This window comes from Fodinibius sediminis, from assembly GCF_900182555.1.
Lineage (GTDB): Bacteria > Bacteroidota > Rhodothermia > Balneolales > Balneolaceae > Fodinibius > Fodinibius sediminis.
This window is the reverse complement of the sequence record NZ_FXTH01000010.1, coordinates 92,587-117,967: the sequence shown is the minus strand read 5'-3', so window position 1 is coordinate 117,967 and position 25,381 is coordinate 92,587. Positions and strand designations below refer to the sequence as shown.

The following is a 25,381-nucleotide window of genomic DNA, read 5'->3' as shown; positions in this document are numbered from 1 at the left end:
TGTATAATAATGCTATGTAATCCATACGCTGAAGCACAGAAAGTGGAGGATCTGCTGGCCAAGTCGAGGTACCCGGCCATGATTGAGGATGAAGCACCGTATATGACGCAGAAGGTAAGTCTCAATGCCCGGGATCAGCCCCTGAAAGAAATATTGGCGGCATTGGAAGATAAGGTGCCGATCATTTTTTCCTATCGGGAAAATATATTGGATGAGACCGGTTCATATTCTATTCAAGTGACGGAGGTCTCATTTAAGGAGGCACTGGCGATGATCTTTGAACATTCGGAAATAGAGTATTTGCCGATCAAGGGGGGGTATGTTGTTCTGAAGAAGAAAACACCGAAACAGCAGGAGATCCTTCAGACTACATTGACGGGTACCGTTACGGACGCTGAGACCGGGGAAGTGTTGCCCGGTGCGAATGTGTCGATTGCAGGAACAACGCAAGGAGCCTCTACCGGAGAAGACGGGCAGTTTACTATTACGGATGTTGAACCGGGTACCTACGAGCTCGTCGCTACGTTTATAGGCTATCAGGAAAGTTCGCGTGAAGTCACTATTTCGGAGGGGCAAGAGACGGTAACAGTCAATTTCGAGCTGCAGTCGGAAGCAACTTCGCTGGAAGAAATGGTGGTTACTGCCTTTAATGTGCAAAGGGAGCAGCGATCACTGGGCACGGCTGTAGGTAATGTGACAGGCGAGGAGATAGCGGAATCTCCCAATCTGAATGTAGCCAATTCGCTGTCGGGTAAGGTGTCCGGTGTGCGCGTCAGCAGTGCGTCCAGTGGTTCGGGTGGTTCTTCAAGGGTGATTATTCGGGGTAACACATCGCTCGGCGGTAATAATCAGCCTTTGTATGTAGTGGATGGAGTCCCCATTGATAATACCAACAGGGGGTCTGCAGGCCGATGGGGAGGATATGACCGGGGCGATGGCATTCAAAATATCAATTCCAATGATATTGCTGAAATATCGGTGCTGAAGGGGCCGAATGCTGCTGCGCTGTATGGTCAGCGCGGGGCCAACGGTGTCATCCTGATCACCACCAAATCGGGTGGAAGCCGGGAAGGCATTGGCGTGGAGATCAACAGCAGTATTACACTTGGTGAACCCTGGATATTGCCGGACTATCAAAATAAATATGGCCTGGGCAATGAAGGGTCGCACAGATTCTATAATGACGGTAATGGCAAGATCATCTCCCGGGCCGAGTGGAATGAAATGGGACAGCCGGGCAATTATACCCCGCAAATTACGACCATCAATGACGGAACGGAAAGTCCCGTTAGCTGGGGCCCTCGCATGGATGGCAGTGAAGTGTACACCTGGGACGGCAAGCTGATGCCCTTCAGCCCGCAGCCCAACAACGTCCGCGATTTCTACAATACCGAAACGACCTACGAAAATTCCCTGGCTTTGACGGGAGGTAACGAATCAACCACATTTCGCCTCTCTCTTGCTAATGTGACAAACAACGGGCTGTTACCGCAAAACAGGTTGAAGAAAAATACGGTAAACTTCCGGGGTTCCCATCAGTTTACGGATCGATTTTCTGCAGAAGCCCAGGTTAATTTCGTTTCGCAGGATGTCGACAACCGGCCCGGGCTTTCCGACCAGCAAAGAAATGTGGCTTACGCTTTTCGCTACATGCCGCGGAATACCAGGCTGGAGAGTTTATACCGGTATGAACTAACCCAGGAGGATCTCCAAAATCCCAATGGGTTCCATGGGTACACGGATGAGCAGCTGACAGAAGGGTATACCCGGCACTGGACTAACGCTACATTTACCGAACAGCCGTACTGGACGGTAAACAATACAACGGCCAATGATACCAGGCAGCGTATTATAGGTCATGTTTCCCTGCAGTATGACCTCAGCGACTGGGCGTCTCTTTCGGCCAAAGCATCCAGGGATACCTATACCGACCAGTTCTTCAACTACAGTACCATCGGAACAAGGGTTGATATACCGGGATCGATGAGTGAATCGGTTGACCGCTTCCGCGAAGACAATGTGGAATTCCTGGCATCGGCAGAAAAAGCTGTCACCGAAGATATAACCGTAACCGGAAATATCGGTGGTAATTACCTGAAGAGTTTCTACCGTTCTGTAGGGCAAAGTGGCAACAGGTTTTCAGTACCGGATCTGATTACTATCGGCAATACTGAAGTTCAGAGCACCAGCTTCGGTCTGTCGGAGTATGAAATTCACTCTCTCTTCGCTTTTGGACAGATCAGTTTCAGGGATTTCTGGTATATTGACTGGACGGCCCGCAATGACTGGTCTTCTACGCTGCCCGCCGATAATGCTTCTTTCTTTTATCCATCCATCAGTACAAACTTTATCTGGTCGGATGCTCTTGGGCTGGACTCGGATGTGCTTTCCTATGGTTCGGTGCGAGCATCCTGGGCGCAGGCGGGCAATTCGGGTGACCCCTATCAGCTGACGGGGACCTATTCGCTGGCGAATGAAACCCAGGATGGACGAGCACTTGCAAACTTTACCAACACGATTCCGCTGCAGGATCTGGAAAATGAGCTTACAACATCCATCGAGGTAGGTACGGACTTCAGGTTTTTTTCAGGCAGATTGCGGGCGGATATCACCTATTATAATGCCGTTACAGAGAACCAGATACTGAGTATCGCGGTTCCGCCCTCCTCCGGCTTTACCAACAAGCGCATTAACGCCGGTGAAATTAAAAACCAGGGGATCGAGCTGTTGCTCTCCGGGACTCCCATCCAGTATACCGGAGGATTCCAGTGGGATATCAGCCTTAACTATGCGACCAACCAGAATGAGGTCGTTGCCCTTACGGAAGGTGTAGAGAGCTTTCAGCTTGGTATTGACCGGGGAGCTATTATCACGGCTAATCCAGGTCAACCGTATGGAGAGATCTATTCTGCCGCCGCGCGATGGTTGAGAGATGAAGCGGGGAACCGTCTCATTAATCCCAATACCGGACTTCCCATCCGGGAAACGGGACAATACCGTGTCGGCAATGCCGTGCCCGACTGGACGGGAGGAATCACGAATACCTTCCGCTACAGGGGCTTTGATATAAATTCTCTCATCGATATTTCGCAGGGGGGATTGATCGTTTCGATGTCAAATGTAAACGAGGCCATCCACGGAACCACCAAGCGGACCCTGAAAGGACGGGACGGTACGCTGGTGGCTGAAGGCGTAATTGCAGAACCGGACGGGAATGGGGGATGGACCTCGACCGGCCAGGAAAACACCATGCAAATCAGTGCGGAGGATTACTGGACGCAAGCTGCTCCCGGATCGGAACAGTCTGTTGCTGAAGCGTTTACCAACGATGCGAGCTACATCGCGCTCAGGGAGGTAAGTATAGGTTACACCTTTCCATCGCTTGTAGAGCGTTTATCGGTAATAAACTCCCTGAGATTTTCGATTATCGGCAGAAACCTGCTCTACCTGGAGAGGCATACCGACGGTTTTTCTCCGGAATCCGCCAGCTTTAATGTTTCCAGCAATTCAATAGGTCTGGAATCAGCGGCTTTTCCCATGACCAGAAATGTTCGCTTTAACCTCAGCCTGGGTCTGTAAACTTATGAAAAGACGGAAATCTGCAATTAAACCATGGAAAAAAATGAAGCGCGATATTTATAACTCTCTGTCGGTTGCCCTGTTGACAATTATTGCCGTTGTTTCCTGCACGGATCATTTTGAGGAACTGAATGAGCCACCTACCTCAGTGACTGAGATAGACCCGGCCCTGGTCTTCAGCAGTACTCAACGGGATATGATGTATGACAGTTCGAACGACTACTGGAAGACCAATACGATGCAATACGGCGCCTGGGTTCAGCACTGGGGTATCTCCGACCGTAACCAGACGGCGCCCTTCTATATCCCGATGCTGGCATGGCACGATAATGACTGGGAATGGCATTACAACCAGCTCAAAGAGCTGTCCCAGGCAGAAAAATTGCTGCTTGGCAGTGTGGAAGGCAGCAACCCGGACGATCCGGCAATCCGCTCAAAAATGGCCATGGTGAAGTTTCTGCATGTGTATGTGGCAGAGCGATTGACAGCGCTTGTAGGCGATATGCCTTATTTTGAGGCGGTACAGGGGATCTCGGGCATTTCAACCCCCGTCTATGATGCCCAGCAGGATATCTATCCCGCACTGTTGGATACGCTGGACAAGTATATTGGTAAGTTGAATAACGGGGACCAGTCTTTTGGGGAGGCCGACTTTTTCTACGGTGGTGACATAGATCTGTGGAGAAAATTTGGGAACTCCCTGAAGCTGAGAATAGGTATGCGGCTAAAATATATCGATCCGGCGGCTGCCGAGGAGGCCGTGACCGATGCCATGGGCGGTCCGCTGCTGGCAAGTAATGCCGAATCAGCCACGGTTCCCACTACTTCGGGAGGCGGTTCTGATTTCCAGGCTCACCCCATACTGGCTATCTTCCGTCAACCGGTGGGGAAGTCGCAGGTTGGGGAAACCATCATCGAAACCTTGAAAGCGAAAGATGATCCGCGCTTGACACTCATTGCAGAACCGACAGCAAATTCCAAAAATGACCCACCATTGGAGTATCGGGGTATTCCCCACGGCATGACCAATGCTGAAGCCGATCAGGTCGATGTGGGGGACTATTCCTATCCCAGCAGCAGCATCTTTGTGAATGAAGCCCTGGCCCGTCCCATGAAGGTGTTTATGTATCCAGAAGTTGCATTCCTTAAGGCCGAGGCGGCTCTGGAAGGTTGGGGCGCAGCACCGGCTGCGGCCGAGGAGTATTACCAGGATGGCATTCAGGCTGATTTGAGCAGATTCCCTTATAATGTGTCGCAGGGAGATATTGAAGCTTACCTCGCGAATGAAGGTTCTCTAAGCGGAACCCATGCAGACCAGATGGAGCAAATTATGACGCAAAAATGGCTGGCCTTTTTTGACCAGTCGATGCAGGCCTATATCGAATGGCGAAGGACGTCCTATCCACGGCTGGATCCCGGCAGTGCCCAGGGGGTGACCAATGGAAACATCCCCCGGAGAGGTCTCTATCACCGGGATGAGGCTTCGCTCAATCCAACGAACTATCAAGAAGCGATACAGCGCCAGGGCCCGGATGAAGTTATGACAAAAGTCTGGATCGATGCTAATCCGAGTAACGGACAGCAGTGACAGCTTTAAACCGTAATGGTGCTCTATGAAAAGGCAAGTCGTATCCGGCTTGCCTTTTTTAAGGCAACAGCATAGTTGACAATGAACAAGAGTCAGCAGGATATTTTTTCAGAACTCATATCGTCCAGAACCTATTTTACCATTCGCTTTTGCTCACAGAGCGTACCTTGAGCAAAATTAATGTCCTCCTGCAGGTGTGCAATTTAGATGGCTGCATTTTATATTCTTTAAGGAAGTGATAAGGGACATCTGCTAACAACGTGGGGTTGGATTCATGATGAGGTTTTCTATTTTGCTGATTCCGATGGTTTTATGCTGCTTCTGTAGTACTGAGCAGCCGGGGAAGGGTGGGAAAAAGAGCGATCTTTCTGTAGAGAAAAATAGCACAAGGGGAGATTTTATTGATATCACGGCGGCTAATTCGAAAGAGGCAAACAACAAAGAACAGATCAGGAAATTGGTGGAACCGGACCCTGTGGCTGTGAAGAAAGTTCAAAGTGAGCACGATACCGGAAAGGCGGGGACGGCCGTGAGTTCCGGCTTGCAGCAGCCCCTGTATGTGATCGATGGCGTTGTGAGGGAGCAGCATCGACGGGCCAGCGCGGGAAGCTGGGGAGAAAAAGAATATAACACGCCACTGGATATCCCCCCGGAGGAAAGAGAGTCGGTCGAGGTGCTGACGGGGGCAGAAGCAATTGCGCTCTATGGGGAGCGCGGCAGGAATGGAGTTGTTATCATTAAGACCAAAAGAGGGAAAAAGGGGAAGGTGAGTTATATTGAATCCTCGGGCGACACGGTGTATACCAGAGGTGATGCTGCCTCGCTCGGCATGCAGGAACTGATGAGGGAACAGAAAAACAACGGGAAGAAAGATCACTGAAATGATATATCGCTTTTTAACGCTTGCGCTTGCTTTGATGGTCGTTCCCACTTCTTCCAGGGGGCAATCTGACAGTAAGGCCGCCCCCCCCCGTTTAAAGCTTTTGGATCCTTCCGCTACTAATGTTCAGTTCAGTAATAATATTCCGGAATCCAAACACCTTAATATTCTTACCTACGAATATCTGCATAACGGAGGCGGTGTAGCAACGGGCGACCTGGACAATGACGGGCTGGCGGATATCTATTTTACGGGCAACTTCGTGAAAAACAGGCTGTACAAAAATAATGGCAATATGCGGTTTGAGGAGGTGGCGGCTGAGGCGGGAATACTGGGCAGCCAGGGCTGGGATACCGGGGTGTCAATGGTGGATATAAACAATGACGGCTACCTCGATATTTATGTATGCCGTTCGGGGCCTCTGGAACCCGAGCTGCGGGCCAATGAGCTCTATATTAATAATGGGAATATGACATTTACCGAAAGAGCCGCTGAGTATGGCCTGGATGACCGGGGATATGCGACGCAGGCAGCCTTTTTAGATTATAACGGGGATGGCCTGCTGGATATGTATCTGCTGAACCATAATATCCGGCAAATGGAGTCATTTAACCCTGCGGAGGTCGTCGGGCAGCGGGATCCCTATGTGGGAGACAAGCTGTATAAAAACACGGGCAATGGATTTGTGGATGTCAGTGAAGAAGCCGGTATAATCGGTAATCCCGTCGGTTATGGATTGGGCATCGCCATCGGTGACCTGAACAATAACGGTCGTCCGGATATTTATGTAGGAAATGACTTCCTGGAAAGGGACTATCTTTACATAAACAACGGAGATGGAACGTTTACCGAGAAACTGAAGAAGGCGATGCCTCATATTGTTCAGTTTTCCATGGGGAACGATATTGCTGATTTTAACAACGATGGATGGCTTGATATCCTGGCTGCCGATATGATTGCGGAAGGGAATTATCGCCAAAAAACAAATATGACGGGCATGGATCCCACTACCTTTGGTTATATGGTGGAAGACGGATTCCATTATCAGTATATGAGCAATACGCTGCAGCTTAACAATGGCAGGGCGGTGTTCAGTGATGTTGGGCAGCTTGCAGGTATTTCCAATACAGACTGGAGCTGGGCTGCCCTGATGGCCGATTTCGATAACGACCGCCTTAAGGATATCTTTATTGCCAATGGGTATTACAAAGAGGTGGCAGACAAGGATTATGATAGATATGAAAATAAAATACTGGACAGGGTACGGGCCGAGGAGGATCTGAGCATCCTGGATTTTATGCCGAAGCTGCTGGCCCGAATTCCGTCAACTCCGATCTCAAACTATATATTCAGGAATAATGGGGACCTGACCTTTACGAAAAAAAATGCGGCATGGGGCATGGATCATCCGGGCTTTTCAACCGGGGCCGCCTATGCCGACTTAAACAACGACGGGGCGCTTGATCTTGTTATAACCAATGTAAATGACAAACCCTACATCTACAGAAACACGGCCGCCGCCGGCCGGCATTATCTCAGGATCAAACTGGATGGGCCTTCAAATAACCGGAGCGGATTGGGTAGCCGGGTAACAGTCTATAGCGGGGGAGAGCAGCAGATGATTGAGCACTACCTGAACCGTGGATTTCAATCTTCCATGGAGGATGTTGTTCACTTTGGACTGGGAAACCATTTGCAGGCTGACAGTGCTGTTGTGAGATGGCCGGACGGTAAACAGCAGACAATCTATAACATCGCGGCAGACCAGACGAAAGTATTGAACTATGGTGATGCCTCTCATCCTGTTGAGAAGCAGAAGCAACAGCAGGAACCCCTTTTCAGTGATATAACACGGCAGGCCGATCTGTCATACCAGCATCAGGAAAATGCATATGATGATTTTGCCAAAGAACCCCTGCTGCCCCATAAAATGTCGAACTTTGGTCCGGGCATAGCGGTGGGAGATGTCAATGCCGACGGTCTTGACGATTTTTTTGTCGGGGGAGCGCATGAGCAGAGCGGCACCCTGTATATACAGAACGAGGAGGTATCGTTCTCACCGGCTGAATCACAGCCCTGGCGTTTTGACAGCCGGAGTGAAGATATGGAGGCCGCCTTTTTTGATGCTGACGGGGATGGAAGCCTGGACCTGTACGTAGTGAGCGGGGGGAGTGAGTTTGATCCCCATTCACCGGAACTGCAGGATCGTCTCTACCTGAACGATGGGGAGGGGAATTTTGAGAAATCTTCAGCGGCCCTGCCCGAGATGTTGACGAGCGGTTCGGTGGTAGCACCGGGGGATTTCAATGACGACGGGCAGACCGATCTCTTTGTCGGAGGTCGGCTTATTCCGGGCCGTTATCCTTCACCTCCCCGAAGTTACATTCTCAAAAATGACGGGGGAACATTCATTGATGTAACTGATGAGATAGCCCCGGATTTACATGAAGCAGGTATGGTCACAGATGCGATATGGTCGGATTATAATGGGGACAAGCAGGTGGACCTGATGGTAGTGGGGGAATGGATGTCGATTCTGGTTATGGAAAATGAGGAAGGGGTATTCATCAACAAAACATCAGAGGCGGGGCTTTCAGATACCAATGGATGGTGGTTCAGCATTGCCGAGGCGGGGATAAATGAACACGGAAATATGGACTATATCGGGGGAAATCTGGGACTGAACTATACCTTTCGCACCTCAAAAAAGGAACCTTTTCAGCTGTTTAGTGGTGATTTCAATGAGGACGGTCGCCAGGAAATTGTTATGGGCTATTATAATGGCGGTCACCTTTATCCCCGCCGCGGAAAGGAGATCATGCAGCAGCAATTTCCTTTTATCAAGAAGAAGTTTACCACCTTTGATGCCTATGGACGAGCTACACTTGATGATATATTCGGCCAGCAGAAATTGAGTGAGGCCCTGAACTATAAGGCACGGACCTTTGCCAGTAGTTACCTGGAGAATGGGGAGAATGGTAGGTTTACGGTTTCACCTCTTCCGAATATGGCTCAGCTATCCTCGGTAAACGGTATTCTGACCGAAGATTTTAATGGAGACAATCGTACTGATGTTGTCATTGCAGGAAACCTCTACAGCTCCGAAACGCATATCCCCAGGAATGATGCAAGTATCGGTCTGTTCCTGGCAAGAAATGAGGATGGTAGCCTGCGTTCGATTCCCGCCCGTGAAAGTGGATTATATGCAGGAGGAGATGTCAAGGATCTGGAACGTATTCGATTAGGCCGGAATGGGGAAAGGGGAATTTTGATTGCCAAAAATGATGATTATTTGCAGCTGGTTAAAGTGAATGCTGAGCCCCGGTCCAGCGGACGAGATTAGGTGCGGGGTCATCGGGCTTTACTGTCCTTGCGGACCCTGGTACAGATAGGGAATGAGCGTATCTCCATGCCGGCCTACAATGATCAGTGGCCCAATACCACTGGAGAGCACCTCGATATTTCGAACATCACCTACACCCAGAAAGCCTGTTGCATGAGAACTGATCGGGCTAAAGTCAAAAGTTCCCTGGCCTTTTAGTAACATTCCTTCGTTGGCTGTGGGACCATTTTCAGGACGGGTTCCAAAGTTGCTGCCGGCAACCAGTAGATCAGGAATGGAGTCATGGTCAAAATCGGATACTACCATATCGAAAATCGGGGCTGTTTGTGCTTGCCGGGGCAGTGGGATAGAACGGAATGTGCCATCGCCCTTATTCTGGAATACCGTTGATGCAAAGGTGTGAGCTTCAAGTTTTATGGCATCCTCCATTTGTTCATCGGTGAGAATGTCTTCGATGGTAGCTGTTGAATAAGAGGCATAGGTCGGGAATTTTTTTTCCAGTTCAGGCAGTTGTCGAAGCAACAGATCTCTGCCGGGCACGGGGTAGCGATTCTCTTCGATGACCTGTGTCAGGATGGGATCGTAATAACCATTATGGTTGAAATCACCGGCATACACGATTGCCGGTGATTTGGTGGAGGCATCCCAAAAGGCATTAAGCCCCCTGTTACCTGCAATAAGGTCCAGGTGCCCGTCACTGTTGAGGTCAGCTGCTTTCAGGACGTTCCACCAGCCGGCGCTGGTTTGGAGTCCAGCCGCTTTGGTAATTTCATGGAAGGTATGGTCATTGTTTTTCTCAAAGATGCGAATCGGCATCCATTCGCCGGCAATAACAAGCTCCGGCCGGCCATTGCTGTTGAAGTCTCCCCAGACGGCATCTGTGACCATACCCGGTGAAGCGAGCTGAGGTGCCGCTTGTTGAGTGATATCTCTGAATTGACCATTGTTGTTTTTAAGCAGGTAACTCCGGGGTGCAGAGGGATAGCGACCGGAGTTCACCCGGCCTCCGACAAAGAGGTCCGGGGCGCCGTCTCCATTGAGTTCTACCGGGGTCACGGTTCCTCCGCTGCTATGCATCCGGGGCAGTGCATCGGGAGCATAGGCGAAGTTGCCAAATCCGTCATTAATATACAGGCGGTCCTGGTATCCGGGCCCATTAGCCGGATCAGAGTTGCCACCGCTGACTACATACAGATCGAGGCTCCCGTTGCCGGTGATATCCATAAAAAGCGCATCGGTGTCTTCCTGCTGCCGGTGCTCTTCGAAGGCAGTTATCGGTACTTCGTTGAATGTGCCGTTGGGTTGTTGAAGGTAGAGAGCAGCTGTTTGTCCCTGGCCTCCACCTACAAACAAGTCGGCGAGTTTATCATTATTGACATCTCCACTGGCCAGTGCCGGGCCGAGGTTAGTCAAGGTATGGGGCATGAGGGGAGTGTCAATTCGGTCGCGTTGTATGCTCTCCTGGTGAGTGAAATCCATTCCCATGGCAGCGTTGTCAAGAAATAAAAACATCTGGTTTTGCTGCGACATGGAATCCTTATGGACCGAAGAAGGCTTCCCGGCCCTGTTCTGGTGAAGCCTGACGAGCTGGTTGGCACTGACATCAGTTATCTTCTGATGAGACTGGTCGGGCCAGATAACCTCAATGTCAACCTGTTGATGGGAACCAAGACCGAAATGAAGGACGGGATCGACAGATGATTGAAAGCCGCGTACAGGAAAGTTTTCCTGGAAGAAGATGGTACTGTCTTTACCGGTGACGGTAATTTTGGCCCCGATGCCGTAAGTATTCATGCCGGCTCCCTGCAGGCGAATCTTCAGGTAGTTGTTCTCCTTTCTGGTCCGGGTCCTGTTTCTGAGTATGAAGGGGGGTTCATTGATATTATTCACGATATAATCCAGCGCCCCGTCATTGTCCAGGTCCGCATAGGCTGCGCCGGTAGAGAGGCCCTGCTGATTAACGCCCCAGGTCTCCGATACATCTCTGAACGACAGGTTTCCCTCATTTTTAAAGGCGAAATTATGCAGCTCAACCGGTTTCATCTGCTGGACGAGCTTATAGAGGAGCTTCGGATCTTCCGGTAATTCCTCATGGGGATATTTTTCCCATAGAATATTATTCAGGTAGTCCAGATCGGTGTAGAACCGGCCAAAACCGTTGGTGACGACAATGTCTTTCCGGCCGTCGTTGTTAAAATCAGCCAGCAGGGGAGCCCAGCTCCAGTCTGTATTGGAAATACCTGCAAGACGCCCCACTTCTGTGAATGTCCCATTCCCACTGTTGATTTGCAGGGTGTTTCTCATGTTCTGCCGGTGGTATCCATGGGCGGTCAACTGCTCATACATGCTATAGTCGGGTTTTTTAAAAACCCTTCTGCGGGCATATTCGTATGGCAGCATATCAGCGACCAGGATGTCAGGTGACGCATCGTTGTTAATATCGGCGATGTCCGACCCCATCGAAAAGTAAGAGGTGAGGTCCGTCCTGCTAAATATCTCGTCCTCGAAGGTTCCATCACCCTGATTGATGTACAGGTAGTCTCTTTCAATAAAATCGTTGGTAACGAAAATGTCGGGCCAGCCATCCCTGTTTAAATCAGAGACCGTTGCACTGAGTCCGAAGCCAATGGGATTTTGTTCAATACCGGCTTCCCTGCTGACATCCCTAAACGTTCCGTTGTCATTCCTGTAAAGCCTGTCACCGGCGTAACGATCCACTTGTGTCCTGATATCATCAAGGTCAAAGCCGGTCAGCGGTTTAACGGAATAGTTGACGATATAGAGATCGAGGTCACCATCACGGTCATAATCAAGGAAAGCGGGCTGTGTACAGTAGCCCGGGTCATCCAGCCCATAGCTTTCGGCTGCCTCGGTAAACGTCATATCCCCATTGTTAATAAACAGCTTGTTATGACGATTTTTTAATGTCGTTTCTCCCGCCTTGCAAACATAAATATCCAAAAACCCATCCCCGTTGATGTCGACCATAGCTGTTCCGGCCGACCAGCCCGAAGCATCGCCGACCATTGCTTTGGCCGTGATGTTTTTAAACTGAAAGTTACCCTGGTTAAGATATAAGGCGTTTTCCCCTGTATTGGCAGTAAAATAAATATCTGTCAGTCCATCATTGTTAATATCTCCTGTCGCTACCCCGCCGCCGTTATAGAAAAATTCGGTTTCCAGGATGTTGCTTCCTACACCTTCTTCCACATTATTAATGAAATTAATGCCTGTTTGTTCATGGGGTACCAATTCAAAAAGGGGTGGTGCATCAGTTGAGGCAGCACAATTGGTGAGGATGAGGACGGCCAGCAATGGGATGCATGTGAGAAGACCCGGAAAAAGAACTGTTTTTTTTGACTGAGTCATGGAGGCAGATCAACTATTCAGCTATTGACGAGGTGCTGTATCCCTTATCTTGAAGCAGTATAAAAAACCCTGTTGTTAAGTATCTGAAATGAATATTCAATTTATATCCGAATCCATCAAATATTAATTGAGGATTTGGCAGATGGGCCGTCATCATGAGAGGAAGGAATTGATTGAAGGATTTAAGCGGACCTGTAAAACAGGTGCCATTTGGCTATTTCCTTTTGCATTAATACAATGGTATAATTGATTTTGTTAGTTGACAGGGTATTAAATCAGAAAATATACTATGGATAAGGTGAAATTGAGTCATTTAGTGGGCGTGTGTGTTATATTGCTTTTTGGGGGATGCGGTAGGGAAAGGGACGCTTCAAATAGTGATGTAAAAGAGGGTGATTTTTGGAAAAGCCAGGCTCTTAACGAAATCATTATTCCGTGGACAGAGTATGCCTACGACGCTGATACGGGATCCTTTCCGTCATATATGGATCGGGAATGGCAGCCGTTCCAGGGAGATAGCCAGTTCCCCGGAATGGTTTCCCGCCATATTTTCAGCTATTCGACGGCCTATCTGCTCACCGGCGAAGACCGATACCTGGAGATAGCCGAAGGCATTGTTGATGACCTGCTGGAAAATGGATGGGATTCGGAATATGGATTGTGGTTTAATGAGCTTGATATGCAGGGGGAGCCTGTCGATAGCCAAAAAGACATGTTTATGCAGCTTTATGCCGTGACCGGGCTTTCCATGTACTATGTTGTGACCCGTGATAAACGGGTTTTAAATAATCTTGAAAAATCAATCGAATTGTTGAACAGGCATGCCTGGGATGCTGAAAACGGGGGATATGTTAATATCCTGGCTCGGGATCTTATGGTTGAGGATGACACCAAGAAGGCTACTCCTCAGCTGGCGTCCCTGTCCGGTTATCTTGCTTACCTGTATCCTGTTACACAGAGTACCCGGTATCTGGATGAACAGGTTAGGGGAATAGAACTAATGCTGGATAAAATGAGGGCTCCGGAGCAAGGATGGCTGCTGGAAAGCTTCGACCGGCAGTGGCAGCTCAATGGCGAACGGAGTAACAGAATCAATGTGGGGCACAACCTGGAACTGGTATGGCTCTTGCTCAGGGTGCACCTTCTTACCGGCAAAGATCGGTACAGGGAGAGGGCTATGGAGTTGTATACTCCCTTGTATGAAGTTGCCTTTAACCGCGAAACAGGGGCATGGCATCACAGTTTTCTCCGGGATTCAAATAAAAAAAGAGCCAGTACCTCCTGGTGGATCCAGGCGTACGGAAACATGCTGGAGCTGTATATGTACCGGATTACCGGTGATCGGAATCATCTTCAAAATTTTCAGAAGGGAGCCGATTTTTGGAATGATCATATTATGGACAAAGAGTTCGGTGGCGCCTTTCTGAAAGTGGGGGTGGAGGGCAGGCTGGTTGAGGGTAACAAAGCGGTGCGTTCGAAGACCTCATATCATTCCATGGAGCATGGGCTGTTAAATTATCTCTATCTTAATTTCTGGGTAGCAGAGCAGCCCGTGACATTATATTTCAAGGTTGATGGCCCCACAAAGGGGGGGAGACTGTATCCGAATATCACGGAGGATTCTGAAGTCTACATTAACAGTGTTCGAATAGATGGTGAAATCTGGGATCAGTTCAATGCGGAGGAGGGGTTTATTACATTGCCTCCCGGGAATAAAAAAATAGAGGTGGAGTTGATGCGATGAGTAGCGAAAATATGCTAATTGGGGAGGGAGTAGGTCTGCCGGATTCTCTTTGTTGGCCGGCGGAGGACAGGGCAGCACTACAGGACCTGTCGTCAACGCGGTGATTTAAATAGTTGTGGTGGTATTTTGCTTTTAATTCGTTATAAGATATGAAAATGAGCAGGGCATACAGCAGAAGTAAAAAAGGATACAGGGAATATGATTTTATAATGCCCTGCCTTTGGATGTTCAGTTAGCTTCTAAAGCATGGTGTGGTGCAGTTCCTGAGCTCACAGAAGAGCAGGCCCAAGGGTGACCATTTCTGTACATTACGGCTCTGTACCTGCAGTAATGATGGTAAATAACTTTAAACGAATGCGTCTATGAAAGAATCAAAAAAGGAGAAAAAAGGCATTAAGCGACGGGATTTTTTGCGGCAAACCGCCCTGGGTGGAATGAGCCTTGGATCACTGATCATGGCACCGCAGCGGAGTCAGATTGAACAGTTGACTTCCAGGATTAACAGGAATTCCGCCCCCTCTGATCTACAGATTACCGATATGCGCATTGCCCATGTCGATGATGCTGCGCCGATTATTCGGATTAGTACCAACCAGGAAATCCATGGATACGGAGATGTCAGGGACGGGGCAGACCCCCGATATGCACTGATGCTGAAAAGCCGGATTCTGGGCATGAATCCCTGCAATGTGGAAAAATTATTTAGAATAATAAAACAATTCGGAGGTCACGGGCGGCAGGGGGGAGGTGTTTCAGGCGTTGAAATGGCTCTGTGGGATTTGGCCGGGAAAGCATATGGCGTGCCGGTGTATCAAATGCTGGGAGGCAAATACAGAGACGAAGTTCGGGTTTATGCTGATACTCCCACATCCAAGGATCCAGAAGTTTTTGCCGACAGGTTGCAGGGAAGAATTGATCAGGGGTATACAGCACTTAAAATGGATGTGGGTATAGGGCTCATTGCTGATGTCCCCGGGACACTGGTCAATGCCGAGTTTTGGAGAAACCAGCCGGGAGGATTGTCAGGCTGGAACTCGATAGCCGGCAGTTATTCAAATACGAAGCATCCATTTACAAGGATCCAGATCACGGATAAAGGTATTGACCGGCTCATGGAGTACATTGATGTTACAAGATCAAAGATTGGGTATGAAATACCACTGGGGGTCGATCACTGGGGGCACTTCGGGATAAACGAGGCTATTAAAATAAATCGCGCGGCCGAACCGTATAACCTGGCATACTCCGAAGATATCATCCCCTGGCAGTATACAGAACAATGGCGAGAAATTACCACCTCCTCAACGACCCCTACGCTGACAGGGGAAGATATTTTTGGCTTGGAAGGATTTAAGCCCCTGATTGACAACCAGGCTGTGAGCATCGTTCATCCCGATCCAAATTCGGCGGGGGGAATTTTAGAGACCAAACGCATAGGAGATTATGCCTCCCGGCATGGGATCGGTTTCATGCATCATCATGCCGCTTCCCCGGTCTCCTTTTTAGGTTGTGTACACAGTGCAGCCGCTACTGAAAACTTTATGTGGCTGGAACATCATTCTGTGGACGATCCATGGTGGGAGGACCTTGTTACGGGCATCGATAAGCCTATTGTTCAGGATGGATATGTGAGGGTCCCCGAGAAGCCGGGTATTGGAGTGGAACTGAATGAGGACGTTGTAAAAGAACATCTTATGGATGATGCCGAATTTTTTGCCCCCACTCCGGAGTGGGATCAGCAACGTTCGTGGGACCGTCTATGGAGCTGACAGGGGACCCCTGGTGATGGGTTGGCATGGTTTTCCTGGTTGTGTAAGTGCTTAAGACGATCTGTTGCAATAATACCCCGGGCAGGCACGGACGGTTTGGGCCACCGATTCAGAATACCTAACATTACGAATGATTAGATACCAAAAGTATAAATCAATGATTATGAAATATGTAAAGTCTTGGTCAATTTTTGTTTTCATCTTCTGTTTATGTTTCCCGTTTCGGGTGAATGCGCAGACGATCCCAGAGGAAAAGCTTATTGCCCTCACCCCCCACTGGGAGGGGGAGCGTTTTGATGATGGACGCCCGCGGGTGCCGGACCACATCCTGGAGCGCATGGAGCATGTAACTATTGAAGAGGCCTGGGGCATCATCCGTGGCGAGGGATACCACAACCAGTTTGAAGGAGGGCAGTGGAGGATTCTGCATCCGGAGGAGCCCATAGTGGGCCGGGCGCTGACCGCTACCTATATGCCGGCGCGCCCCGGGGTGCAGGAGTACATTGATGGCGAGGGCAAAAAGGCCGATCGGTCGGGCCCGCCCAACACCTGGCCCATCGACATGCTCGAGCAGGGCGATGTATACGTGGCCGACGGCTATGGAAAAGTAAAGGATGGCACGCTCATAGGCGATCGCCTGGGCAATACGATCTATGCCAATTCCGGCAACGGGGTGGTATTCAACGGTTCCTCACGAGACCGTGAGGGCCTGGCCGAAATCGAGGGCTTCAACGCCTTTGTGCGCGACTGGCACCCCTCCTTTATCCAGGAAATGATGCTGGCAGCCATCAACGGGCCGACGCGGATCGGCTCAGTGACAGTGCTGCCCGGTGATGTGGTGCTGGCCAAGCCAGAGGGAGTGATTTTTATCCCGCCCCACCTGGCCGAACAGGTGGTGACGCGCTCAGAGGTGATTCGTGCCCGCGACGCCTTCGCCCACGAACGGGTGCGCAGCGGCACCTATACCGCTGGTCAGATGGATACCGAATGGACCGATGCGATCGAGGAGGATTTTCGGGCGTGGTTGCAGGCCAACAGCGAACGGCTGCAATCCGAGCTGGGGGTCAGTTCCAGGACCATCGATAATCTGCTCAACGACTAACCACACGCAATCAATAAATACTTACCAACTATTATGTCAGACAGGAAGAGCAATGACACGGAATATCAGGGGAAGAGCCGGCGCGATTTTCTGAAGAAGGCCGGGATGGGCGGTCTGGGGCTCGGTTCCCTGATGATGCGCCCCCTGGAGGAGCAAGTCGGTCACCTGGCGTCAAATATCAACAGAAATTCAGCTCCCTCGGAACTTGAAATTACCGACTTGCGTATTGCAGAAGTGGACGGCATTCCCTTCCGGGTACCGCTGGTCCGCATTGATACCAATCAGGGGATCTCCGGCTACGGAGAGGTACGCGACGGCGGCGCCAAGGAGTATGCCCTGATGCTCAAGAGCCGGATTCTGGGTCACAATCCCTGCAATGTGGAGAAACTGCTTGGAATTATTGAACAGTTTCGCGGCGAAGGCCGGCAGGCCGGCGGCGTGGCGGCCGTGGAGATGGCACTTTGGGACATCGCCGGCAAGGCCTACGGTGTACCCGTCTACCAGATGTTGGGCGGAAAGTATCGTGACAAGATTCAGCTTTATGCCGACACGGCAGGGGCCAAGGACCCTCACGAATTTGCCCGCCGGATGAAGAAGACCCGGGTGGATCAAGGTTACAAGGCCCTGAAGATGGACATCGGAATTGAATTGCTCTCGCAGACCCCGGGCACCCTGGTGAACTCCGGAGCCCATATCCCCAAGGGCGATTCCCGCCTGCAGAGCCAGTACTCGGGGACTCCCGGAGAATACGGTCAGATTGACCACCCGTTCACGCGCATCCAGATTACTGAGAAAGGACTGGAGCTGATGGAGGAGTACGTGCGCGTCATGCGTGATACCATCGGCTATGAAATCCCGCTGGGAATCGATCATTTTGGTCATTTTGGAGTCAACGAGGCTATTAAGATTGCTCGCATGCTGGAACCCTATACCATCGCCTATGCCGAGGATCTGGTTGCGTGGAAGTGGACCAACCTGTGGAAAGAAATCACCGATGCCACCACTACACCCACTCAGACCGGTGAAGACATTGGCACCTGGGAGGGGTGCAAACCGCTGATTGACAAGCGGGCAGTAGATATTATTCACCCGGACCCGGGCTCGACGGGCGTCCTGGGGACCAAGAAGATCGGCGACTATGCCCAGGCCAACGGGGTAGCGATGAACCTTCATTTTGCGGGCTCGCCCATCGGTTTTATGGCTTCGGTTCATGTAGCGGCGGCCACTCAGAACTTCAATACCCTTGAGCATCACTCGGTGGGTGTTGACCGGTGGTATGACATGTACGACGGGGATCCGGCCATGATTTTCGATGATGGCTATGCCACGGTGCCGGAGAAACCGGGGCTGGGAGTGGAGCTGAACATGGATGTGGTCAAGGACAGCCTTATTGAGGATGCAGGCTTTTTCGAGCCCACCCCGGAGTGGAACGAGGTGCGTTCCTGGGACCGCTTGTGGAGCTGAAGGCATACAAGATCAACATTAGACAGGTAGAAGCTATGAGGCTATTGAGAGTACTGGTCGTTGTAATACTGGGAGGGTTTGTCCTGGCGAAGTGCGAAAACAAGGATTCGCAGGCAGGTCCGCCCCCGGTTCAGGATCGGGCCCGGACCATTATGAATGAAATAGACAGCGTACTGAATGATCAGTATCAGCTGTGGTACCCGCGGGTGATGGACCGGCAGCACGGTGGTTACCTGAGCCAGTTTACCTACGACTGGAAGCCAGAGGGAGACCAGGATAAATTTATCGTGACGCAGGCCCGTCATGTCTGGTCGACTTCAAAAATAGCCGCGGCCGATAACGGCCTGACTGCATTCGAAGATTATGGACGCCACGGCTATCAATTTCTCCGGGGGGGCATGTGGGATCAGGAACATGGCGGGTTCTATGAGCTGGTCAGCCGTGAGGGTGAGGTTATAGCGGAGGGAGATACCGTCCGGAAACAGCTTTATGGCAATGCCTTCGGTATCTATGGCCTGGCCGCCTACTACCAGGTCTCCAAGGATCCGGAAGTGCTGGATTTGGCCAGGGAGGCGTTCCGCTGGCTGGACGAAGGCGCCTATGACCCTGAAAACGGGGGCTATTTCAATAGCCTGACCCGGGAGGGAAAGCCCTATTCCGAGGGGTTTCCCAAGGATTACAACAGCAGCATCCATATTCTGGAGGCTCTGGCGGAGTTGTACCAGGTATGGCCGGACGCTCTGCTCCGCGAGCGACTGCATGAGATGTACCGTATTGTGCGCGACCGCATGGTGACCGACAAAGGGTATTTGAACCTCAACTTCCGGGCCGATTGGTCGCCGGTGGTCTATACCGACTCGTCGCGGGCCCTGCAGAAAGCCCATCTCGATACTGATCACATCACTTTTGGTCATGATATTGAGACCGCCTTCCTCCTGCTGGAGGCCGCTCACGCCCTGGGGTTTCCTGCCGATTCCACTCTTTCAAAGGCAAAGCAGATGGTCGATCACACAGTCGAACATGCCTGGGATGAGGAAGAGGGTGGGATCTATGATTATGGCTATTACTTCCAGGGCGATGACAGCCTGACCGTGACATCCAAGGCCAAGGTGTGGTGGTCTCAGGTGGAGGCCCTGCATTCCCTGTTGATAATGGCCCGGTATTTTCCGGATGATCCGCATAATTACTTCGATCTGTTTGCCCGGCAGTGGGCCTACATTAAACAGTATATGCTTGACCGGGAACATGGCGGGTGGTATCGGAGTGGGTTGGATGAGGAGCCGGAAGCCCGGAAGACGCCGAAGGCTACGATCTGGAAAGGAAACTATCACACCATCCGTGGACTACTTAGATCGAAGGAGCTTCTGAAGGCGATGGCTCAGAACGAAAGCTCAGAGTAGAGGTTTTGCTGCCGTCTATGAAGTCTTTTAATCCTGTTCCAGTGAAGATAAGGTCTTATTCTTTTATCGTATGTGCTATTATCTTTGGGGGGACCGCCTTGGTCGGATGCCATTCCGGTGTGAGTGAAAGTGATTGGGCAGTATACAAGAGTGATGCGGCCAGCTCAAGCTATTCCACGCTTAGCCAGATTAATAAGCAGAATGTCAATCAGCTGGAGGTCGCCTGGAAGTACGAAGTTGGAGATGCCAAAGAGGAGGATTATTCGACCATAGAAACGAATCCATTAATCGTTGATAATGTGCTTTACGGGGCCTCACCGTACTTAAAAGTGTTTGCTCTGAACGCAGAAACGGGGGAAGAACTGTGGCGGTTCGATCCTTTTGAAGGCGGCCGGGCCCGGGGCTATATGAGATCGGTTGTTTACTGGGAAGATAGCAACGACCAGCGCATACTGTTTTCAGCAGGCCCCCATCTCTATGCCCTGGATGCATCAACCGGAGAATTAATAGCTAATTTTGGTACTGAGGGTAAAGTAGATCTGAATGTTGGCCTGGGAAGGGATCCGGATAAAATTTCGGTAAAAGCCTCCTCGCCTGGTATCATGTATGAAAATTTACTCATCATGGGTTCGGCCGTGGGGGAAAGCTATAAGGCACCGCCCGGACATATCCGTGCTTATAATGTTCGTACGGGCGACGTCGAGTGGACATTTCACACGATCCCGCAACCCGGAGAGAAGGGAGCGGAAACATGGGCCGGTGGAAGCCAGGATTCATTGCAGAACCGCGGGGGAGTAAATAACTGGGCAGGGATGAGCCTGGATAGGGAGCGAGGCATCGTCTATATCCCGCTGGGCTCTCCAGTCTATGATTTCTACGGGGGCAATCGCAAGGGAAAAAACCTGTACGGCAATTCCCTGGTTGCGCTGGATGCTTCAACAGGTAAATATGTCTGGCATTATCAGACGGTCCACCATGATTTGTGGGACTATGATTTGCCGGCGCCTCCCAATTTGGTTACCGTACAACATGATGGCAGGGAGGTAGACGCCGTAGCCCAGGTCACCAAAACCGGATTTACATTTGTATTCAACCGGGAAACGGGGACGCCGCTTTTTCCCATTGAAGAGAAACCTTTTCCATCTTCCAATATTGCATCCGAACAGACCTGGCGAACCCAGCCTGTTCCGGTCAAGCCGGAGCCGTTCGTTCGTCAGGGATTCAGAGAAGAAGACGTTACAGAAAGATCGCAGGCCGCCCATGATGCTGTTCAGGAAAAACTCGGAACCCTTCGCAACGAAGGACTCTTTACTCCCCCTGATCCCCGGGGAACAGTGCTGTTTCCCAGCACCCGCGGAGGGGCTAACTGGGGAGGTGCGGCTTATGATCCGCATTCGGGATTACTTTATGTCAATGCCAACGAAACACCCGAAATTTCCACCGTTAAAAAGGTCAAACAGGAACCCTCGCCGGATAAATCCCTTTTTGAACGGGGCGAAACCTTCTATCTGCAGAATTGTGCTTCCTGCCATGGCTCCAAGCTGAAAGGCCAGCAGCCTACTTATCCTCCACTATCAGATATAGCACAGAAAAGATCAGAAGATGAAGTGCTGGAGATTATCAGGCAGGGTGGGGGCATGATGCCGGCGTTTACTGATATATCGCAAGCCGAAAAAGAAGCCATTATAGCTTTTCTATTCAACCAGAAGGGGGATCGGGAAAAGCCGGCGGTACACGAAGGGGAGAATGGATTTGAAAATAAAGGCAGATACATCAATGTAACGGCCTACAGCCGTTTTGAGGATCCCGATGGATTTCCGGCTGTCACGCCTCCCTGGGGAACATTAAATGCCATTAACTTGCATACCGGCGAAATAGCGTGGCGCATTCCGCTGGGGACGGACCCTGAACTGGAGTCCTCCGGTCTTACAGGACTCGAAAGTGCAGGTGGCCCCATCGTGACAGCAGGCGGCTTAGTCTTTATCGGTGGTACCAGAGACAAAAAATTTCGCGCTTTTGACAAGGATACGGGTGCATTACTTTGGGAAACAACGCTGCCGACGGGTGGATTTGCAACCCCTTCAACCTATATGAGTAACGGCAGGCAGTATGTCGTTATCGCCGTGGGCGGGGGAAGGGGGACTCCTCCCGATGACTGTTACGTGGCGTTTGCTTTACCCGGTTAAAAAAGCCCTGAAGCTCCTTCCCTGTCGTGGTGAAAAGGTGTTCCCGTTCATTGAAGCTGTTATCCCTTATTCTTCTGTGGCCAATTCGGCCCAAAGGTTGATTGTTAATTTTTTATTGGTAACTTAAAAAGGGATAATAGTAGCAAGGGATTACGTACAAAATTTAGCAGATTTTAAGAAAAGGGATGGGATTATGGATTCTGCTCATAAATTTAGCCCGTTGCCGACTGACAAAACGTTAGTTGAGCAAATACGCAACAGCAATAAAGAGGCTTTTGAAAAATTATTCCGAAGATATTACTCGGGACTGCACCGGTTTCTATGGGGATATGTGCAAAATAGTCAGGTGGCGGAAGATATGGTGCAGGAAGTATTCGTGAGGGTCTGGGAAAACAGAGGGGAATTAAATCCGAATGAAAAGGTAAAAAACTATTTATATAAAGTTGGTAGGAACCTTGCCATAGATCATAGCCGTCACAAAAAAATTGTCAGAGAGTGGGAAAAAGAAAAAAAAGCCCTTCATTCATACTCATCGGATAAAAAAAGAGTGGATGAAAAGCTCCATAACAAATTTATGCTCAAAGAAGTAAAGAAAGCCATAGAAGAACTGCCTTCACGCCGTCGGTTGGTGTTTATTCTCAGCCGCTATGAAGGGATGACCTACAAGGAAATTGCCAAGGAGCTTGACATTTCAGTGAATACCGTTGATACACAGATATGTAGAGCCTTGCAAACCCTGAGAGATAAATTTTCATCATTTCTCTAATGGATGAGCTCTACATTCCTCAAACTTCGTGGCAGAGGTCAAGGAAGCAGGGCATGGAACTTGCCGCAACAGATCGTTAAATCCTACCATGCTGTCTGCAATCCATTTGAAGATGTCCCGTCCCGGATCACGAGCAGCCTGAAAATACGGTTCATATTGGCCTGTCGGGAACACCCCTTTTTGTAACCGGTACGGGTATCCGAGGGAAATAGTTCAGATGTTTATAACTGCAGTCAATGTATGGGGTTGCACGGATAGTTGAATGGTTGTGATGGGGGGAATGAGCTGAATGCGATAAGGAATACCATGATTTTAAAAAACATAGGCGATTGGTCTTCATAATACTTATTTTCAAGGCTTCTGAAAACAGATTGTCAATATAAGTTAAGAATAGTTTTTATTTATGACGTGGAAACGAACCCACAACTGTGGAGAACTGACAGCGGAAAATACGGGCGAAGAAATCATCCTGAATGGATGGGTATCCACCCGGCGAGATCTGGGCGGGGTTATCTTTATCGATCTCCGGGATCGGTACGGCATCACCCAGATTGTATTTAATGAAACCGATAAGGAACTCCACGAAAAGGCTGAGCAACTGCGCGGCGAATACGTCATCGGGGTAAAGGGAATGGTTGAAGAGCGGGATGAAGAGAATGTTAATCCTGAGCTTTATACCGGCGATATTGAAATTACGGTCACAGATCTGCAGATCTATGCGAAAGCGGAAACACCGCCTTTTGAAATCAAAGAGGATATAGCGACGGGCGAGGAAATTCGGTTGACCTATCGCTACCTTGATCTACGGCGGCCGGACCTGCAGCGCAATATGATACTCCGTTCCGACTTTTATCAGTCCGTTCGCTCGTTTTATCATGAACGTGATTTTGTAGAAGTGGAAACACCGGTGCTGATGAAAAGCACGCCGGAAGGCGCCCGCGATTATCTGGTGCCCAGCAGGGTCAACCCGGGCAAGTTTTTTGCTTTGCCGCAGAGCCCGCAGACCTACAAGCAACTGCTGATGGTGTCGGGATATGACCGCTATTTCCAGATTGTAAAATGTTTCCGGGACGAAGACCTCCGGGCCGACCGGCAGCCTGAATTTACCCAGATCGATGTCGAAATGTCGTTCGTGGATGAGGATGCCGTGATGAGCAGTACCGAGGATCTGATGCAGAAGCTGATGAAGGAGACCATCGGGGAGGACATTGAGCCCTCGTTCAAGCGAATGACCTATGAAGAGGCGATGAAAACCTATGGCACCGACAAGCCGGATACCCGTTTTGGATTGGAGTTTGCGGACTTCTCGGAGCTGGTTGAGGACTCAGAGTTCAAGATCTTTTCAGGCACTGTTGAGAAAGGCGGTGCGGTGCTTGGCATTACGGTGCCCGGGCAGGGAAGCATGGGGCGCGGTGCCATTGACCGGCTGACCGAGCGGGTCCAGGACGAGACCGGGGCCGGCGGGCTTATTTATATCAAACTCAATGAAGAAGACGGGGTGAAGTGCAGTGTGGAGAAATTCCTCAAGGAGGAAACCGTGGAGGCCATGGTTGAAAAGGCCGATGCCGCTATGGGGGACCTGGTACTTATCCTGGCCGGACCGAGCCCGGATGTTTACCACCAGATGAGCAAGCTGCGACTGATGATGGGCGAAGAGCACAACCTTATCAACGAAGACGAATTTGATTTTCTCTGGGTAACCGACTTTCCGCTGGTGAAGTGGAGCCGCGAAGAACAGCGTTACCAGGCCCTGCATCACCCATTTACGGCTCCCTACCAGGAAGATGTTGACAAGCTGGAAGAAGACCCCGTGTCTGTGCGTTCGCGGGCCTATGACCTGGTTCTCAACGGTTATGAAATAGGAGGAGGATCCATTCGTATCCATGACCGGGAGCTGCAGAAGCGCATGTTCAGCCTGCTGGGCATCGATGAGGAGGAAGCCGAAGAGCGGTTTGGATTCCTCCTCGAAGCGTTTAAATACGGGGCGCCGCCCCATGGAGGCATCGCACTCGGCGTGGATAGAATTATTATGATTCTTTCCGGGGGCAACAGCCTGCGCGATGTGATTGCCTTCCCCAAAAACCAGAAAGCACAGAGCCTGATGGACAACAGCCCCGACTACGTAGACCAGGAGCAGCTGGATGAGCTGCATATCCGTCTGAAGCGAGGAGTGGGACCAGAACACGAATAA

General features: G+C 50.4%; 13 protein-coding genes. 12 read left to right on the top strand and 1 reads right to left on the bottom strand.

Annotated features, from left to right (window positions below; genetic code table 11):
• The first annotated feature begins 9 nt into the window (after positions 1 to 9).
• From FN808_RS12130 to FN808_RS12115, 4 genes are all read left to right on the top strand, one after another.
• On the top strand, positions 10 to 3,579 hold the full coding sequence (locus FN808_RS12130) for a SusC/RagA family TonB-linked outer membrane protein (protein WP_185958380.1): 3,570 nt from the start codon (positions 10 to 12) through the stop codon (positions 3,577 to 3,579).
• Positions 3,580 to 3,622: 43 nt separating this feature from the next.
• Positions 3,623 to 5,167: a SusD/RagB family nutrient-binding outer membrane lipoprotein gene (locus tag FN808_RS12125; RefSeq protein ID WP_185958379.1), complete on the top strand. Its 1,545-nt coding sequence runs from the start codon at positions 3,623 to 3,625 to the stop codon at positions 5,165 to 5,167.
• Between the two features lie 274 nt (positions 5,168 to 5,441).
• A complete protein-coding gene (locus FN808_RS12120; protein WP_142714865.1) occupies positions 5,442 to 6,047 on the top strand; it encodes a TonB-dependent receptor plug domain-containing protein in 606 nt (201 codons plus the stop codon).
• A gap of 1 nt (position 6,048) precedes the next feature.
• Positions 6,049 to 9,390: a VCBS repeat-containing protein gene (locus tag FN808_RS12115; RefSeq protein ID WP_142714864.1), complete on the top strand. Its 3,342-nt coding sequence runs from the start codon at positions 6,049 to 6,051 to the stop codon at positions 9,388 to 9,390.
• Between the two features lie 18 nt (positions 9,391 to 9,408).
• Here the strand turns inward: FN808_RS12115 and FN808_RS12110 are convergent, their stop codons facing one another.
• On the bottom strand, positions 9,409 to 12,759 hold the full coding sequence (locus FN808_RS12110) for a VCBS repeat-containing protein (protein ID WP_142714863.1): 3,351 nt from the start codon (positions 12,757 to 12,759) through the stop codon (positions 9,409 to 9,411).
• Positions 12,760 to 13,048: 289 nt separating this feature from the next.
• Here FN808_RS12110 and FN808_RS12105 point away from each other — a divergent pair, with 289 nt between their 5' ends.
• From FN808_RS12105 to aspS, 8 genes are all read left to right on the top strand, one after another.
• Positions 13,049 to 14,503 (top strand): AGE family epimerase/isomerase, encoded by a 1,455-nt coding sequence (locus tag FN808_RS12105; RefSeq protein WP_142714862.1) that lies wholly within the window; start codon positions 13,049 to 13,051, stop codon positions 14,501 to 14,503.
• 362 nt (positions 14,504 to 14,865) lie between these two features.
• Positions 14,866 to 16,272 carry a mandelate racemase/muconate lactonizing enzyme family protein gene (locus FN808_RS12100; protein ID WP_142714861.1) on the top strand — a complete coding sequence of 469 codons (1,407 nt, stop codon included), beginning with the start codon at positions 14,866 to 14,868 and terminating at the stop codon, positions 16,270 to 16,272.
• A 163-nt stretch (positions 16,273 to 16,435) separates the two neighbouring features.
• Positions 16,436 to 17,374 carry an RraA family protein gene (locus FN808_RS12095; RefSeq protein WP_142714860.1) on the top strand — a complete coding sequence of 313 codons (939 nt, stop codon included), beginning with the start codon at positions 16,436 to 16,438 and terminating at the stop codon, positions 17,372 to 17,374.
• A 33-nt stretch (positions 17,375 to 17,407) separates the two neighbouring features.
• Positions 17,408 to 18,838 carry a mandelate racemase/muconate lactonizing enzyme family protein gene (locus FN808_RS12090; RefSeq protein ID WP_185958378.1) on the top strand — a complete coding sequence of 477 codons (1,431 nt, stop codon included), beginning with the start codon at positions 17,408 to 17,410 and terminating at the stop codon, positions 18,836 to 18,838.
• Between the two features lie 35 nt (positions 18,839 to 18,873).
• Positions 18,874 to 20,238 carry an AGE family epimerase/isomerase gene (locus tag FN808_RS12085; RefSeq protein WP_142714858.1) on the top strand — a complete coding sequence of 455 codons (1,365 nt, stop codon included), beginning with the start codon at positions 18,874 to 18,876 and terminating at the stop codon, positions 20,236 to 20,238.
• 41 nt (positions 20,239 to 20,279) lie between these two features.
• Positions 20,280 to 22,424: an outer membrane protein assembly factor BamB family protein gene (locus FN808_RS12080; RefSeq protein ID WP_221930034.1), complete on the top strand. Its 2,145-nt coding sequence runs from the start codon at positions 20,280 to 20,282 to the stop codon at positions 22,422 to 22,424.
• A gap of 193 nt (positions 22,425 to 22,617) precedes the next feature.
• Positions 22,618 to 23,190 (top strand): RNA polymerase sigma factor, encoded by a 573-nt coding sequence (locus tag FN808_RS12075; protein ID WP_142714856.1) that lies wholly within the window; start codon positions 22,618 to 22,620, stop codon positions 23,188 to 23,190.
• 403 nt (positions 23,191 to 23,593) lie between these two features.
• Entirely contained in the window at positions 23,594 to 25,381 is a 1,788-nt protein-coding gene (gene aspS / locus FN808_RS12070; protein WP_142714855.1) for an aspartate--tRNA ligase, read from the top strand.

Bases quoted from the DNA above. Each gene is read 5' to 3' on its own strand.
- FN808_RS12075 (WP_142714856.1), top strand. From the start codon at position 22,618: ATGGATTCTGCTCATAAATTTAGCCCGTTGCCGACTGACAAAACGTTA.
- FN808_RS12115 (WP_142714864.1), top strand. From the start codon at position 6,049: ATGATATATCGCTTTTTAACGCTTGCGCTTGCTTTGATGGTCGTTCCC.
- FN808_RS12105 (WP_142714862.1), top strand. From the start codon at position 13,049: ATGGATAAGGTGAAATTGAGTCATTTAGTGGGCGTGTGTGTTATATTG.
- FN808_RS12125 (WP_185958379.1), top strand. From the start codon at position 3,623: ATGAAGCGCGATATTTATAACTCTCTGTCGGTTGCCCTGTTGACAATT.
- FN808_RS12085 (WP_142714858.1), top strand. From the start codon at position 18,874: ATGAGGCTATTGAGAGTACTGGTCGTTGTAATACTGGGAGGGTTTGTC.
- FN808_RS12130 (WP_185958380.1), top strand. From the start codon at position 10: ATGCTATGTAATCCATACGCTGAAGCACAGAAAGTGGAGGATCTGCTG.
- FN808_RS12110 (WP_142714863.1), bottom strand. From the start codon at position 12,759: ATGACTCAGTCAAAAAAAACAGTTCTTTTTCCGGGTCTTCTCACATGC.
- FN808_RS12095 (WP_142714860.1), top strand. From the start codon at position 16,436: ATGAAATATGTAAAGTCTTGGTCAATTTTTGTTTTCATCTTCTGTTTA.
- aspS (WP_142714855.1), top strand. From the start codon at position 23,594: ATGACGTGGAAACGAACCCACAACTGTGGAGAACTGACAGCGGAAAAT.
- FN808_RS12100 (WP_142714861.1), top strand. From the start codon at position 14,866: ATGAAAGAATCAAAAAAGGAGAAAAAAGGCATTAAGCGACGGGATTTT.
- FN808_RS12090 (WP_185958378.1), top strand. From the start codon at position 17,408: ATGTCAGACAGGAAGAGCAATGACACGGAATATCAGGGGAAGAGCCGG.
- FN808_RS12120 (WP_142714865.1), top strand. From the start codon at position 5,442: ATGATGAGGTTTTCTATTTTGCTGATTCCGATGGTTTTATGCTGCTTC.